This is a genomic window from Halomarina pelagica, assembly GCF_024228315.1.
In the GTDB taxonomy this organism is placed as follows: Archaea; Halobacteriota; Halobacteria; order Halobacteriales; family Haloarculaceae; genus Halomarina; species Halomarina pelagica.
On sequence record NZ_CP100459.1, the window covers coordinates 15,628 to 30,850 of the forward strand.

The 15,223-nt window shown below is 67.4% G+C and carries 12 protein-coding genes; 8 read left to right on the forward strand and 4 right to left on the reverse strand.

Going from position 1 to position 15,223, the window contains the following annotated elements; translation table 11 throughout:
* Positions 1–125: 125 nt before the first annotated feature.
* Positions 126–1,031 carry an alkaline phosphatase family protein gene (locus tag NKI68_RS23010; RefSeq protein WP_254547451.1) on the reverse strand — a complete coding sequence of 302 codons (906 nt, stop codon included), beginning with the start codon at positions 1,029–1,031 and terminating at the stop codon, positions 126–128.
* 538 nt (positions 1,032–1,569) lie between these two features.
* Between NKI68_RS23010 and NKI68_RS23015 the strand changes: the two genes are divergently transcribed.
* The 8 genes from NKI68_RS23015 to NKI68_RS23050 all read left to right on the forward strand — a co-directional run bounded on the left by NKI68_RS23015 (position 1,570) and on the right by NKI68_RS23050 (position 11,636).
* Positions 1,570–3,975 (forward strand): right-handed parallel beta-helix repeat-containing protein, encoded by a 2,406-nt coding sequence (locus NKI68_RS23015; protein ID WP_254547452.1) that lies wholly within the window; start codon positions 1,570–1,572, stop codon positions 3,973–3,975.
* 563 nt (positions 3,976–4,538) lie between these two features.
* Positions 4,539–5,837, forward strand: a complete 1,299-nt coding sequence (locus NKI68_RS23020; RefSeq protein WP_254547453.1) for a nucleotide sugar dehydrogenase — start codon at positions 4,539–4,541, stop codon at positions 5,835–5,837.
* A gap of 8 nt (positions 5,838–5,845) precedes the next feature.
* A complete protein-coding gene (locus NKI68_RS23025) occupies positions 5,846–6,898 on the forward strand; it encodes a DUF354 domain-containing protein (RefSeq protein WP_254547454.1) in 1,053 nt (350 codons plus the stop codon).
* A 341-nt stretch (positions 6,899–7,239) separates the two neighbouring features.
* Positions 7,240–8,439, forward strand: coding sequence for a prenyltransferase/squalene oxidase repeat-containing protein (locus tag NKI68_RS23030; RefSeq protein ID WP_254547455.1), 1,200 nt, complete (start codon positions 7,240–7,242; stop codon positions 8,437–8,439).
* Positions 8,440–8,600: 161 nt separating this feature from the next.
* Positions 8,601–9,827, forward strand: a complete 1,227-nt coding sequence (locus NKI68_RS23035) for a glycoside hydrolase family protein (protein WP_254547456.1) — start codon at positions 8,601–8,603, stop codon at positions 9,825–9,827.
* A gap of 1 nt (position 9,828) precedes the next feature.
* Positions 9,829–10,803 carry a hypothetical protein gene (locus NKI68_RS23040; protein WP_254547457.1) on the forward strand — a complete coding sequence of 325 codons (975 nt, stop codon included), beginning with the start codon at positions 9,829–9,831 and terminating at the stop codon, positions 10,801–10,803.
* A gap of 112 nt (positions 10,804–10,915) precedes the next feature.
* On the forward strand, positions 10,916–11,188 hold the full coding sequence (locus tag NKI68_RS23045) for a toxin-antitoxin system TumE family protein (RefSeq protein WP_254547458.1): 273 nt from the start codon (positions 10,916–10,918) through the stop codon (positions 11,186–11,188).
* Between the two features lie 7 nt (positions 11,189–11,195).
* On the forward strand, positions 11,196–11,636 hold the full coding sequence (locus NKI68_RS23050) for an HVO_A0114 family putative DNA-binding protein (RefSeq protein WP_254547459.1): 441 nt from the start codon (positions 11,196–11,198) through the stop codon (positions 11,634–11,636).
* 374 nt (positions 11,637–12,010) lie between these two features.
* Here the strand turns inward: NKI68_RS23050 and NKI68_RS23055 are convergent, their stop codons facing one another.
* The 3 genes from NKI68_RS23055 to NKI68_RS23065 all read right to left on the reverse strand — a co-directional run bounded on the left by NKI68_RS23055 (position 12,011) and on the right by NKI68_RS23065 (position 15,020).
* Positions 12,011–13,141 (reverse strand): glycosyltransferase, encoded by a 1,131-nt coding sequence (locus NKI68_RS23055; RefSeq protein WP_254547460.1) that lies wholly within the window; start codon positions 13,139–13,141, stop codon positions 12,011–12,013.
* Positions 13,142–13,259: 118 nt separating this feature from the next.
* Positions 13,260–14,012 carry a UTP--glucose-1-phosphate uridylyltransferase AglF gene (gene aglF / locus NKI68_RS23060; protein WP_254547461.1) on the reverse strand — a complete coding sequence of 251 codons (753 nt, stop codon included), beginning with the start codon at positions 14,010–14,012 and terminating at the stop codon, positions 13,260–13,262.
* Between the two features lie 54 nt (positions 14,013–14,066).
* Positions 14,067–15,020, reverse strand: a complete 954-nt coding sequence (locus NKI68_RS23065) for a glycosyltransferase family 2 protein (RefSeq protein ID WP_254547462.1) — start codon at positions 15,018–15,020, stop codon at positions 14,067–14,069.
* Positions 15,021–15,223 lie beyond the last annotated feature (203 nt).

The following is a 15,223-nucleotide window of genomic DNA, read 5'->3' on the forward strand; positions in this document are numbered from 1 at the left end:
GAGCCGACGGCGATCGCCGTGACCGGGTCGAACCGTCGCGTCCGTCGAGCGCCTCGCACGCGCATCAAAAAGAGTGTCCGTCCGCGCTCGCCGTCCGAAGTTGCGCCCGCCCGCGCCGCCCCCGATTACTTGTAGCCGAGTTGTTCGAGTCGCTCGGCGACGACGCCGTAGTCGATGTCGTCGTCGGTCTCCCGCGGCGCTTCGCTCGTGATGGTGCGTCGCTCGCCGCTGTCGTAGACCAGCCACGGCACGCGCACCAGCTCGTCCATGTAGATGCCGATGGGGTGGCCGTACTCCCGGACGGGGATCGGATAGCAGCGCTCGCCGATGACCTGTCCGTGGTCGGACGTGACGACCGTCCGCCCCCGTAGCACGTCCATCAGTTCCTCGACGTGCGGGAGGGCTACGTCGAGGTTCTCGCGGAACGCACGCCAGAGGATCTCGTCGGGGATCTCGAGGTCGCCCTCCTTGATGTCGTTCCACAGCGCGAGCGTGTCGAGCGAGAAGTGCTCCTCACCGGTCGGGCCGAGGAACGGATAGTGCGGCTGGAGGTAGTGGACGAGGAGTCGTTTGTTCGGGTACTGCTCCGCGGCCCGCTTGGCGTACTCGGTCGTCGTCTCCGGCAGGACGGTGCGGTACCGCTCGTCCCACCCTTCCTCCCGCCAGACGTTCACCACGGCGTGCAGCCGGGTGTTGAGCGCGTCGGCGTTCCGGTGTAGCATCGGACTCGCCGTCACGTAGACCGTGTCCTCGAGGGCGCGGTTCGCGAAGTTCGCCTGCAGGAACTCCCAGGTGGCAGAGCCACGAGAGATGCGCGACTCGAGCCGCCCCGGCAGGTAGTGCTGCTCTGCGAACATGTCGTAGCGGCAGGCGTCGAGGATGACCAGGTTGTCCCAGTCCTCGGCGAAGATGTCCGTTCCTCGTTCGTTGTACGACCACCGCTTGAACCGCCGGTGAGCGACCCGATTCGCCTCCTCGGCGAAGAGCGTCGGCGTCTCGAGGGCGCGTTTCAATTGCGCGAGCGTGTACATGGTAGATTACACCGGCCGACATCCGTATTGTTACGAATCACGTATCTAGGTACTGTCGTCCCGACAGTTATTCTCCCCTTTCGAGCAAATAGTTAGCGGCCCCAGTCACCGTTCGACTGCCGTCACCGTCACGCTATCGTGCCGCTTTATCGCTACCCTCTCCTCCGTGCCGCTTCGACGATAGACACCGTTTCGAGACCGTCCGTGAGAGGCGTCGCTCTCCGTCCTGCCCCTCCTCCACGACTCACTGTTCGTGATGACTCTCACTATGTAAGAAATCATAAATTAACGGCACGATTCGTGGTCGGTTTTTTGCACGTACGCGGTTCCGAGTACGTTAGGGAACCGTGAGGGATCGAACGGTATCGCCGGTATATGGTCTCTGGAGCCCGAAAAGACGGTTTAATGTGATCGTTATCGGACCAGTGCGGTTCCCTGACGTTCAACCGCACTCTGGTAATGGACTCAGACAGTCATGTATCTGTACTTATGTAAGACACACAACACTTATTAGCTCGAGACGGAAGCTACGAGATGCATGGCACACGATTCGGCACGCGACCCGGATAGTCATCCGGAAGCGTTGACGGACTCGACAGCGAACGACGAACGTAAATCCCTGCTTAACCGGCGGCAGTACCTGAAGCTCGGTGCCGCCACCGCGGCGACCGTCGCCGTCGGGAGCGCGACGGCGGGCGCGGCGACCGAGCGCCACGGCATCTCGTTCGACCGCGTGCTGAACGCGGTCGACGACCTCGGCATGGATCCGAACGGCGGACGACCGATCGACGACGCGTTCTACGGGGCGATGGAGAATGGCACGCTCATCGAGTTCCCCGAGGGCACGTACGCGTTCGACGGCGACAAGCCGCAGAACGGCCTGCGGCGCTTCGGCGTCCGCGGTCTCGGCGACAGCAAGGGCGACGTGGTGTTCCGCACGTCCAACGGGCAGTCGGCGTTCTTCCTGTCGATGCGCGGCGGGAGCGACATCCTCCTCGAGAACGTCACGTTCGACCAGGGCACCGACTGGAACGGCGGCGACATCGGGAACCTTTTCGTCATCGAGGGCGGCCTCCAGGTCCACGACATCGAGGTCACGGGTTACAACTCCCGGAACGACGACCGTCCCTCGATCATGCCGAAGATGACCGACCCGAACGGCGAGGCGGTCATCGATGGCTTCGTCCAGACCGGCCCCTCGGTGTTCATCGGCCACGGCGCGAACGACGGCGCGGGCGGCGTCTACAGCGGCCACAAGGGGACGAACACGTTCAGGAATTGCCACATCGAGAACGCGGCGGGCGACGGCGGTCTCTACACGGGGAAGCACGAGGGTTCGACGAACTTCGAGAACTGCTTCTTCAAGAACAACGACATGGCGATCATCCGCATGGGCGCGGGGTCCTACATCCGGGACTCGACGATCGTCGCCGACTTCGATAACGCCCACCCGAAGAACCGCGGCGAACCCGGCGGCACGATCGGGATCTACTTCTCCAGCGCCCAGCACGGCAAGTCCGGCGGCGGCGTCTACAACTGCGACGTCATCGTCAAGTCCATGTCCGGGGGGAGCCAGGGTGCGATCTCCATCAACTCCTCCGACGGCGACGTGACGATCAAGGACACGCGCATCCGCTGTGACGTGGACATGCCCGCGATCCGGGCCTGGGAACCGGGGAGCCGCTTCCCGAACCAGCACGAGACGCCGGAGCGAGTGAACGTCACCATCGAGAACGTCTCGATCACCGGGTCGGGGAGCCCCCGCCAGGGGGCCATCTGGCTCGACTCGCGGCCGGGTTCGGTCATCAAGAACTCGTGCGTCCACATGACCGGCGACACGGACGGTATCGTCCTCGACGACTCCTCGAACAGCGAGATCGTCAACACCAACGTCAGCGTGCCCGGTCGGGCGACCGTCTTCAACGGGTCGCGGGTCGCGACGAGCGGCATCACGAGCAAGGCTTCCTGTCCCGCCCCGAACGCGACGTGGAACAAGAGCGGCGGCGGCAAACAGGGATCAACGGAGCCGTCAACGGGCGATCGGACGGCGACGGACGACGCGTCCGCCGACGGCAGCGCCGCGGCCTCGTCCGACGAGGCGGCGAACGAGACGGACTCGGCGGGCGAGGAGACGGAGACGGAGACGGAGGACGAGTCGCGACCGAAGCCGAAGGCGGAGGGGGGACACGTCCTCACCGTCCGCGGTACCGGTCAGCGCGCGGACTACGAGTTCAGCGTCTCGGGCTCGATCGAGGCTAACGACGCGGACGGAACGATCGACGAGGAGGAGAGCCTCACGAAGACCACGGCCACGGGCGCCGTCGCCGCGGACGGCTCCGACAGCTACCGATTCACCGGCGGCATCACGGACTTCGCGCTCGACGGCGACGCCGACGTCCTCCTCGACGGCGAGACGGTCGCCCCCGAGGAACTGCTCCCGACGGACGTCATCGAGGTCGTCGGGAGCGACGACGCCACGGTCGCCTCCTACAGCTTCACCGTCGACGGGGCCATCGCCCCCGATCCGGACGGGACGGTCGACAGCGAGGACAACATCTCCGGCGGGAGCGCCGAGGGTGCCGTCTCCGGCGGCGTCGACCGGTACCGCTTCTCGGGGACCGTGACGAGCCTCGACATCGAGGGCGACGCGACGGTCCGCGTCAACGGGACCGAGGTCACCCCCGACCAGTTCGGCGACGACCCCCTGCCCAACCTCGTGGTCGTCACGGGCGACGGCGAGAAGAGTACCTACCGCTTCGAGACCGACGGGACGGTCCAGAAGTACGCCGACGTGGGAACGGTCGACCCCGACGACAGCGTCGAGGGCGGCGCGGTCTCCGGGACCGTCTCCGACGGGTCCGACGCCTACCGCTTCTCGGGCGACCTGACGAGTTTCTACGTCGACGGCACGGCGAACGTCACCTTCGGCGAGCGCGCCGACTGACCCCCTCGAACCGTACTCCGACCGCACCCGATCCGATTTTTTGCGGCGTTTCACCCGAACGACGCGCGATACTGTCGACACCGTCGGTACCGTCCTTGAGTAATGTCCTGATTTCGTCGTCCGCCGACGCTGTCGGCCGACACCGCGGTCCCGCGCTCCGACTCGCGGAACGTGTCTCTGACGTTGCCTCCGGGGCTCTCTCGAACCGAATTCTCGTCGCTTCGTCCCCGCTACCGCCGGTTACGATCCGCATAACGCGCGTCGGGTCTCGGGTAGCGACCCCTGCGGACGCTCCCCCCTGCGCGCACGTCTCCGGCTACGTTTCGAACCGTTTCGATGACATAGATCGGTGGATATACGGCTTCTACCTCGAGAATACGGCGAATTCGCTGGCCGACAGGCGACTCATAACAAAGGGCCTGGCTGTCCGTTTTCCGATAGCGACTCAGTATGATGGCATCAGGAGGCTGTATCGCGCAGCGTGGTTTCGCTGGCGTGACTCGATCTGCAGGAGGGGTAGTACCGGCCGCGGCTGAGCGATCCGCGGCGGAGGGACAGCGTTGATGGCGACGGTCTGCGTCCACGGTCTCGGGTACGTCGGACTCCCGACCGCGGCGCTGCTGGCCCACAACGGCCACGAGGTCACCGGCTACGACGTCGACGAGGCGGTCATCGACCGGTTGACCCGCGGCGAGGTCCGGACCGGCGAGGCGGAACTCCGCGAGTACATCGCGGCCGTCATCGACGACGGCGCGCTCGTGCCCTCGAACGAGATCGAGCCGGCGTCGTATCACCTCATCTGCGTCCCGACGCCGCTCGACGCCGAGGCCGAGCGGGCGGAACTCGCCTACGTGTCGAGCGCCGCCGAGGGCATCGCGGGCGTCCTCCGGGAGGGCGACACAGTGATCCTCGAATCGACCGTCCCCCCGGGAACGACGGAGGGACCGCTCCGCGAGACGCTGGAGGAGGAGTCGGGCCTGCGCGCCGGCGAGGACTTCCACCTCGCGCACAGCCCCGAGACCGTCCTCCCCGGGAACATCCTCTACGAACTCCGCGCCAACGACCGCTTCGTCGGCGGCGTCGATCGCGACTCGACCGAGATCGCGGCCAGCCTCTACGAGCCGTGCATCGACGGGACGGTCCACCGCGCCCCCGACGCGAGCACCGCGGAGTTCGTGAAGCTCGTCCAGAACGCCTACCGCGACACGAACATCGGCTTCGCGAACGAACTCGCCAGGGTCGCCCGCGACTACGGCATCGACACCCGCGAGGCGATCGAACTGGCGAACCGCCACGCCCGCGTCGACATCCTCCAGCCGGGACCGGGTGTCGGCGGCCACTGCCTGCCGGTCGATCCGCTGTTTCTCGCTCACGGCTCCGACGCCGTCGATCTCATCCGACACGCCCGCCGGGTGAACGACAGCATGGCGGGCTACGTCGTCGATCTCGTCTCCCACTACTTCGGCGGTCTGGACGGCAAGCGCCTCGCCGTCCTCGGCGTCGCCTACAAGGGCAACGTCGACGACACGCGCAACAGCCCCGGCCTCCGCGTCGCGCAGATGCTCCGGGCGGCCGAGCAGGAGCGCCCCGCCGTCGCCGACGGCGGCGAGCACCAGGGCGTCGAGACGCGCCTGCACGACCCGCACGTCTCCGACGACGACGGGTCGCTGGGACTCGTCTCGCTCGAGACGGCGCTCGACGGCGCGGACGCGATCGTCGTCACGACCGACCACGACGAGTTCCGATCTCTCTCCCCGGCGAAGGCGGCCGAGCGGATGCGGGGTCGCCTGCTGGTCGACACGAAGGGGCTACTCGACGAGAACGCGTGGCGCGACGCCGGCTTCGACGTACTCACGCTATGAAAGCCCCCATGCGAAGCACTCTCGCCCAGCCGACGGTCTGGATCGACCTCGCCAGCCCGTCGCACCCGTTCTTCTTCAAGGCCATCGCGGACGGCCTCGACCTGCCGACGGTCGTGACGGCCCGCGAGAAGACCGAGACGGTACCGCTCGCTCGCGAGGCGGGGTTCGACTGCTCGGTCGTCGGCAAGGACTTCGACAACCAGCTCGCCCGCACGTTCGGCGTCCCGCTCCGGACCGTCCAGCTGTCGCTCAAGGCCCCGAAGGCGGACGTCTCGCTGTCGGCGCGCAACGCCATGTGCGTGCTCGCCTCGAAGGTCCACGGCATCCCCTCGATCCACTACACCGACAACGACATCACCTACTATCAGGACGCGCCGCTCGTCGAGGAGGCGTTCAACTACTTCCGGGCGATGGCGACCCACCACGTCGTCCCGGCGGCCTTCCAGACGGCCGAACTCACCGACTACGGCGCGGCCCCCGAGACCGTCCACACGTACGACGGCTACAAGGAGGACGTCGCGATCGCCTACTTCGAGCCCGACGACGACTTCACCGACAGGCTCCCGTTCGAGGACTTCATCGTCGTCCGTCCGGAGGCGATGGGCGCGGCCTACATCGACATCGAGGAGTCGCTCGTCCCGGGCCTGCTCGAACGGGCGGTCGACGCCGGGTTCAACGTCGTCTACCTGCCCCGCCGCCCGCGCGACCGCCGGTACGCCGCCGAGTACCCCGACGATCGGGTGTACGCTCCCGAGCGACCCCTCCAGGGCCTCCAGCTGGCGTGGCACGCCCAGTGCGTGCTCACCGGCTCGGGCACCATGGCCCGCGAGGCGGCCTCGATGGGCAAACCCGCGGTGTCGTTCTTCCCGCACACGATGCTCTCGGTCGACCAGCAACTGGTGAAGGAGGGGCGCGTGTTCCACTCGCGCGACGTCGGCGAGATCGTCGACTACCTCACCGGTCTCGACGGCGGCGACGTCGAACCGGACCTCGCCAGGGCGCGCGAGGTGCACGCCGAGGTCGTCGAGATCACCGACTCGATCATCGAGGGGTGCACGTGACGGTGACACCGACCGGCGCGCGTCGGCCGCCGGCGGCCGCGATCGATCCCGGCCCCCCCCGGTAGAAGCCGAGCGCCGTCGCCACCGCCGCGAGTCGCGCGCGTGCTCGATCGGTCACACGATGCTGGAACGACCAGTCTGGGACACGGACGGTGTTTTATATATGTCAGTGTGGGATTAACGTATCGTCCCCGGTCGTCCATCGGCGACTCGGGACGGTACGTAGGATCTAGCTACGACGTCCGGTACCTCACTCTTCGACGACACTACCCCGTCGACGACAGTGGGAGGCCGCGGAAGCTACCTACTACTGAAGTGTTCGCGACCGCTCACGGAGGACGATGCAAACGCAGCGGCTCCAGCGGACCCCCTCTCACGACATCGACCGCGAGCGGGTCCGCGACCGCCTCGACGACGCGCTCCGGTACGCCCGCGAGCGCGACTACGCGGGGTGGGATCCGTACGACGGCCTGAACAGTCCCGTGCTCGAACCGGTCGCGCGCAACTGGTTCCTGCGCCTCGTCTGCATGCACGGCGTCCACAAGGCCCCGGTGAACCTCCGGCCGCTCCTTCGAATTCCGAAGGAGCGCAACGCCAAGGGGATCGCGCTGTTCGCCACGGCGTCCCTCGACGCCTACGAGCGGACGGGCGACCGCGAGTACCTCGCGGAGGCGGAGGACCTCCTGACGTGGCTCCGGGAGAACCAGTCTGCCGAGTCCGCCCGGGCGGCGTGGGGGTACAACTTCGACTGGCAGAACTCGAACAAGTTCTTCCTCCCGGCGGAGTACCCCTCGATCGTCGCGAGCGTCTTCTGCGCGCAGGCGTTCGTCCGACACTACGAGGTCACGGGCGAGGAGTCCTCGCTGGCGGTCGCCGAGGACACCTGCCGGTTCATCAGGGAGGAGATCAACACCGTCGAGTGCGGCGAGCACGACGCCCTCGCCTACACCCCCTACGACGAGTACGTGGTCGTGAACGCGAACGCCCTCGGCGCGAGCCTGCTGGCCGTCGTCGGCGACGCGACCGACGACGAGGCGTCCCTCGAGCGGGCCGACGAGATCGTCGACCTCGTGCTCGACGTGCAGGACGAGAAGGGCGCGTGGTACTACTCGGTGCCGTCGAACGGCTCGCACCTCTCGCACGACAACTTCCACACGGGGTTCGTCCTCGAGTCGCTCCACGACTACCTGGCGGTGCGTCCCGACGAGCGCGTCCGCGAGGCGTACGAGAAGGGCCTCGACTTCTACCGCCGCCGCCTCTTCGAGGACGACGGCGCGCCGAAGTTCGAACACGACTCCTCGTATCCCCGGGACGTCCACGCCTCCGCGCAGGCCATCCGCACGTTCGTGAAGGACGGCTCGGCGGCCAGCCTGGACCGCGCGGCGCAGGTCCTCGAGTGGACGACCGACAACCTCTACGACGACGACGGGTACTTCTACCGGCGGCGGGGCCGGGTGCTGAGCGACACCACGCCGTACATGCGCTGGAACCAGGCGTGGATGTGCTACGCCCTCGGTTCGGTCCTCCGACACGTTCCCTAGTTCCGTAGTCGGATCGTCGGCACCGCTCCGCACCGCCCTCCGTGCCGTCTCGTCTTCGTGCCGCCCTCCGTGCCCCCGCTCCACGGCTCTCGTTTCGGCGTTCGACGGCGTAGTAGTAACCTAACTTAGTGCTCGGGTGTCGAATCGACACCGAGACTGCGATGACCAAAGGTAGACTTGACTCGACTGGGAACGATACCGGTCGCGTTTCGAGTACGAGACCGGCCGGGCGGGATTTCCTGACGGGCCTACTCGAGGACACGCTCCGGTACGCTCGCGAACGCGACTACACTGGCTGGGATTACTTCGACGGGATGAGCAGCCGACTGCTCCGCGCCGCGCCCGTGGACAACAAGTGGCTCAACATCGCCGTACAGGAGGGCATCAAGCGCGCGCCGATCAACCTGCGCCCGCTGTTCCTCGTCGAGAAGCGCCGGAACTTCAAGGGGACGGCGCTGTTCTCGATGGCGAACGACACCGCCTACGACCTCACGGGCGACGACCTGTACCGCGCTGAGGCGCGTCAGCTCGCCGACTGGCTCATCGAGAACGCGCCCGAAGGCTACAGCGGGTTCTGCGGGGGGCACACCCACGAGATGCAACTGCTCGACGAGCGCCGCGGGGCCTACGTCCCGAACGCCATCCCGACCTCCTACGCGGTGAAGGCGCTGCTCCGCGCCGCCGAATCGACCGGCGAGGAGCGCTACGCCGACGTCGCCCGCACGGCGACGAACTTCGTCTACGACGAACTGGAGTACCGGGAACTCGAGGGCGGCGCGCGGATCAAGTACCAGCCCGAGTACACCGGCGAGTTCTACACGCTCAACTGCGGCGCGATCGCCGCCCGGATGCTCGTCGACCTCTACGAGTACTTCGGGGACGAGGAGCTACTCGAGCGCTCGACCAAACTGCTCGACTACCTCGCGACGAAACAACAACCGATCGGTGGGTGGACCTACCGCGACCCGCCCTCCGCCTCGCACCTCTCGATGGACAACCACCACAACGGGTTCATCATCGAGGGGTTCCTGCGCTACCGCGAGGTGACGGGCGACGATCGCCACGAGGAGACCATCGAGCGCGCGCTCGAATTCTACCGGGACACGCTGTTCGAGCCGAACGGCGCGCCCAACTGGGACGAAGAGTCGCGGTTCCCGAAGGACATCCACGCCGCGACCCAGGGCATCATCGTCTTCTCGATGGCCGGCGACGGCGAGTTCGCCCGGCGCATCGTGGACTGGGTGCTCGGTACCCTCTACGCGGGCGACGGGCGGTTCTACTACCAGAAGCGCCGCTTCTACACCAAGCGGTTCACCCTGATGCGCTGGTGCGAGGCGTGGATGGCCTACGCGCTGGCGGAACACCTGCGCTACGCGGAGGGCGAGTGACGTGGACCTGGAGGTGTACCTCAACAGCGTCCGAAAGAACTGGACCGACGCCAACTGGTGGCGTCGCGTCGTCGGGCAGTTCGTGGTCGAGAAGACGCTCGTGAAGCCGTACTTCGAGTACGTCGCCGGCGACGACGGGATCGACGTCATGGCCGAGGACTGGGACAACCTGGTCATCCTCGACGCCTGCCGCTACGACATGTTCGCCGACCTCAACACGATCCAGGGGCGGCTCGAGTCGCGCCGGTCGCGCGGGTCGAACACCCCGGAGTTCCTCCGCGAGAACTTCGCCGGACGGCGACTGGAGGACACGGTCTACGTCACGGCCAACCCCCAGGTCGACGTTCGGCTCCCCGCCGATACGTTCCACGCGGTCGTCTCCGTCTGGCAGGACCACTGGGACGACGACCTCAACACGGTCCACCCCGAGGCGATGGCCGAGGAGACGGTGAAGGCGGCCGAGCGCTACCCGGAGAAACGCCTCATCGCGCACTTCGTCCAGCCACACTACCCGTTCATCGGGCCGACCGGCCGCGACCTCATCGGGAAGCAGGCCGGCATGGAACTCTCGAAGCGACTGGCCGACGGCGCGGACGCCGAACAGGACTACGAACACGTCTGGGACATGCTCAAGCGCGGCGCGATCGATCGGGAGACCGTCTGGCGGGCCTACCGCGAGAACCTCGAGATCGCGCTCCCGCACGTCGAGACGCTGCTCGATCACCTCCCGGGCACCACCGTCGTCACGTCGGACCACGGCAACCTGCTCGGCGAGCGCCCCACCCCCTGTCCCGTCCCGATGCGGATGTACGGCCACCCCGAGGGCATCCATACCGAGCACCTCGTGAAGGTGCCCTGGCTCGTGGTCGAGGGGGAGACACGGAAGACGATCGTCGCCGAGGCCGGCGTCGAGTCCGACCGGGCGGCGACCGCCGAGGAGACCCAGAAGCGACTCGAGGATCTGGGCTACCTGTAGCGTCGGGTCCCGCGGGGGAGGTAAACGCTCACGTCCACTATGTACGGGTGTTTGCCTTACACCCTAACGTTTATCCTCGTCTCCGCTCTATCGGCGTACGGGTGCGAGTACGTTGGCGACGTTGCTCTACCGGGCGGACAACGAGTTTCCCGACGGGAGTCGGTACGAAATGCGCGCGTGGAACGTTCCGGAAAGCGACGACTACCCCGAGGGGATCAAGTACCGCTTTCAGTACACCGCCGCCGACGGGGCGACGATCCTGCGCTACGACAACTCGCACTATCGAGAGGGAGTAGGAATGCACCACCGACACACACCCGAGGGCGTCGAAGGGATCGAGTTCGAGGATTGGCGTCGCACGTTCGGGCGTTCAAACGCGAGGTGAACGAACGATGATCGATCCGGAAGATACGGCTGCTCCGGGACCAGAGAGCGCGGAGTACCCCTCGAAACTGCTGATCACGGCGGACTCGCAGGAAGCGGCGACCGAACGAGAGATCGCGCTCGCCGCGCGCTTCGAGGCTGGAGAGCAGGTGCCACACCTCCTCAACTTCGGTAACCCCGAGGATCTGCGTAAGCTACTCACGCAGCGACGCGTCGAGTTACTGCGGAGCGTCAAGAACGATCCACCGGAGAGTATCCGGAAGCTCGCCGACCGTCTCGGCCGGAACCCGAGCGACGTCACGGCCGACGTGAACCTGCTCGCCGACTACGGAATCGTCTACTTCCGCGAGGAGGGACGGGCGAAAGCCCCGTTCGTCCCCTACGACGAGGTGACGATCGAGGTGGACATGCTCTCGGGAGCCGGAAGCCGGTCGTCCGCGAGCGCGTAGATCGCCGCTGGCTCCCCGAGAAGCCCCGACCTCCGGAGATCCCTGAGCCCTCAGAGCGGTGAGCCACCGCGTCGTCGAGACGTGGCCGTCACGGCAGCGGTAATCTTAGCGGGTACGTTTGAAATCCGGTTTCGGTCGTAGCCGGTCAGGAGCGTGGCCGAACCGGCAACCCAGCCGACGGTTTCCACGATCTCGACTGTCTCACCGATCTGGTTTCAGCAGAAACGCGGTGTCCGAAGACCGCAAACGTGTCTCTAAACGTGACTTATCAGCGCCCCCCACCCCCCACATTTCACGAGAGTTGGCCCAAACGATCTCCCTCACCGACTGGATGGCTACCGCGTGCCTCCTCTAACCGGCTAGTTTGGGCCCGCTCATCTGACGCCCAGCGTCTCCAGGATCCGCACCCAGTCCTCGGCGGCGGCCTCGTACGAGTAGCGGTCGGCCACGCCCGCCGCGTTCTCCCCGAGGCGGGCGCACAGGTCGTCGTCGGCCAGCAGTCGGTCGAGCGCGTCCGCGAGCGTCCCCGCGGTCATCTCCTCGAGCACGAGCGCCGTCTCGCCGTCGCGCGCCACGTCGGGGACGTTCCCGACGGCCGGGACGACGCAGCCCAGGCCGGTCGCCATCGCCTCCACGAGCGTCAGGGGGAGCGCGTCGCGCTCGGAGGTGAGCACGAACGCCCGCGAGCGCCAGTAGTACTCGACGGGGTCGTCGACCCACCCGGGGAGGTCGAGGGTCCCCCCGAGGCCGCGCTCGCGCGCGCGTCGCTCCGCGGCGTCCTGGAGCGGCCCGTCGCCGAGCATCACCGCGTCGACCGCCCGCCCGCGCTCGCGGAGTTCCCCGAGCGCGTCGACGAACAGGAGCGGGTCCTTCTCCGCGTCGAACCGACCGACCCAGATGAGGTCGTAGTCGACCTCGGCGTCGGGGTTCGGGCGGTAGGTCCCCACGTCGATGGGGTTGGCGAGGACCTCGACCCGCTCGCGCGGGACGCCCATTGCGACGAGCTGGTCGCGGAAGGCCGTTCCGGGCACCGAGATCGCGTCGAAGCGGCGGATGAGCCAGCGCACGGCGGGCCCGTAGCGCGAGCGCGCGTGGACGTCGAGGTCGATGCCGATGATGCCGAGGTGAGCCGGGATCCCGAAGGCGGTCCCGACGGCCAGCGCGATGCAGCCGTGGGGGAGCAGCGAGAAGGAGGCGACGGCGTCGTAGTCGTCGCGCCACGCCTCGTAGAGGGCGGCGACGAGCATCAGCGCGAGGCCGAGCGGCCGCACGCCGAGGGAGGGGACGGTCCGGTAGTCGATGCCGTCGAGTCCGTCGTCGCCGGTGATGCAGACCATCGTCACGTCCGCGGTCTCGGCCAGCGGCCCGACGTGGCGCTCGATCTTCGAGAGGTTCCGCGTGAAGTCGGTGACGACGAGCACCGACGACGCGTGCTCGCGGTCGTCGCTCGCGGATCGAGCGCGTCCGGCGGCGCGTGAGTCGAGACTGGCGGCGCGTTGCGACACGGCTACCCGACGTATTCCCCGGACGGGCTATTGTTAGCCGCGCGCTACTCCGGCCACGCCGGTTCACGAGGTAGCGGACCGGAAGACGGCGTCCGGTCGCGGGCCGGGCCGTCCGGGTTCAGTCGCCCGCGGACTCGGCGACTTCCTCCTCGGCACCGCGGGCGGCCCGCAGTCGGCGCTCGGCCTCGTCGCGGTCCTCGGGGTAGCCCACGTCGATCCGCCAGCCGTCGAGCGGGATCGCGTCGATGGTGCGCCCGCTCCGGATGAGGAGGTCGACCGCGTCGCTGAGTTCGTACTCGCCGCGGTTCGACGGCTGGACGAGGTGACACGCGTGGAAGATAGCCGGGGAGAACGTGTAGAACCCGGTCATCACGAGGTTGGACGGCGGGTCCTCGGGCTTCTCGACGACCTCCGTTATCTCGCCGTAGTCGTTCGTGTTACAGACGCCGAAGCGGGAAGCCTCCTCGTAGGGCACCTCCTCGACGAGGAAGGCGGCGTCCGCGCGGTCCTCGGACTGGCGGCGCACCACGTCCGCGAGGTTCGCCTCGAAGATGTTGTCCCCGAGGATGAGCATGAAGTCGTCGTCGATGTACTCCTCTGCGGTCAGCAGCGCGTGGGCCAGCCCCTTGGTCTCGCGCTGATGACAGTAGGTGATCGGGACGCCGTCGAAGCTGTCCCCGTAGTGGTCGATGATGTCCTCCTTGCGGTATCCGACCACGACGACGAACTCGTCCGCGCCGAGGTCGACGAGCCGCTCGAAGCAGTGGGTGAGGATCGGCTCCCCGTCGACCTCGACCAGGCCCTTCGGTCTGTCGTCGGTGAGCGGGCGGAGGCGGGTCCCCTTCCCCGCGGCGAGTACGACTGCCTGCATTGGCCCTCACGAATCACCGTGCGGGTATTGTTATGCGGCGGCTATCTCACCGATTCACCGAAAGTGCCTGACGACGGACCGTTTGGTCCGCTGGACGGTGCTGAACGCGCGGGGGCCGCCGAGCGACAGCGCGAGGAGGAGATACGGCGCGAGCGAGAGCGGCCACGCCCGTATCGCGCGGAGGGCGAACCGCCGCGCGTCCCCGTAGTGACCCGTCTTGAGCGCGGTCGAGGCGACGACAGCGGCGCGAGAGGCGATCATCTCTCGGACCGTCGTCGGGCCGTACTCGGCCGCGAGGGGGCGGAAGGTCTCCACGAACAGGGGGTAGGCGACGTCGCGTTTTACCTCCAGGTTGTCGCTGATCTGCTCGTGATCCGCCATGCGGTGGTCGACGAGCGGCTCGTCGACCGCCTCGACGCGGCAGGCGGTCGAGAGGCGGATCGGCCACTCCCGGTCCTGCCAGCAGGGGAACCGCTCGTCGAGCAGGCCGACGCGGTCGATCACCGACGCGCGAACCATCAGCGTGGAGAACGTGCCGAACGGCGCACCGCGGAGCAGTTCCTCGGTGACGTCGCCGCGGACCGTCGGTCGGAGGACGTGGTTCACCTCGTCGCCGGTGACGTAGCGCTGTCCGGTGTAGACGAGACCGACCGCCGGGTCGTCGAACCGTTCGAGCTGGCGTTCGAGCTTCGTCTCGTGCCAGTGATCGTCGTCGTCGATGAACGCGACGAACTCGCCGCTGGCGGTGCGGATCCCCGTGTTCCGGGCGGCGTTCGCGCCCCGGTTGCGCTCGTGGCGGACGCACGTCACCGACGCCTCCGGGCCGACGTCGAGGTCGGCGAGCACCGGGCCGACCGGCTCCGGCGAGTGGTCGTCGACGATGACGAGTTCCACGCGCTCGTGGGTCTGGTCGAGGACGCTCTGGGCCGCCTCCGGGAGGAACGTCGGACGACCGTACGTCGGGACGACGACGCTCACCAGCGGTTCGTGATCGCCGGCCGATTCCATTTCCCACTCGTTTCCGTCCCTAACGCTTGGTTAAGCACATCCTTTCGCCCCGGTCGTTCACGCTCATCGATACGTTTTCACACGCTCGTTGCGGGCTTAGTCGAGTCATAACAATGCCCGTCTCTCCCCGAGGGTGTCCAGAATGACTAGAGTGCGCGGGTCGGCCCTCCAGCCGGGAGCGGCGGCCGCGGCGGTGCGCCGGG

Excerpts from the sequence above, each read along its gene's own strand:
- NKI68_RS23010 (WP_254547451.1), bottom strand. The coding sequence starts at position 1,031 with ATGTACACGCTCGCGCAATTGAAACGCGCCCTCGAGACGCCGACGCTC.
- NKI68_RS23015 (WP_254547452.1), top strand. The coding sequence starts at position 1,570 with ATGGCACACGATTCGGCACGCGACCCGGATAGTCATCCGGAAGCGTTG.
- NKI68_RS23020 (WP_254547453.1), top strand. The coding sequence starts at position 4,539 with ATGGCGACGGTCTGCGTCCACGGTCTCGGGTACGTCGGACTCCCGACC.
- NKI68_RS23025 (WP_254547454.1), top strand. The coding sequence starts at position 5,846 with ATGCGAAGCACTCTCGCCCAGCCGACGGTCTGGATCGACCTCGCCAGC.
- NKI68_RS23030 (WP_254547455.1), top strand. The coding sequence starts at position 7,240 with ATGCAAACGCAGCGGCTCCAGCGGACCCCCTCTCACGACATCGACCGC.
- NKI68_RS23035 (WP_254547456.1), top strand. The coding sequence starts at position 8,601 with ATGACCAAAGGTAGACTTGACTCGACTGGGAACGATACCGGTCGCGTT.
- NKI68_RS23050 (WP_254547459.1), top strand. The coding sequence starts at position 11,196 with ATGATCGATCCGGAAGATACGGCTGCTCCGGGACCAGAGAGCGCGGAG.
- aglF (WP_254547461.1), bottom strand. The coding sequence starts at position 14,012 with ATGCAGGCAGTCGTACTCGCCGCGGGGAAGGGGACCCGCCTCCGCCCG.
- NKI68_RS23065 (WP_254547462.1), bottom strand. The coding sequence starts at position 15,020 with ATGGAATCGGCCGGCGATCACGAACCGCTGGTGAGCGTCGTCGTCCCG.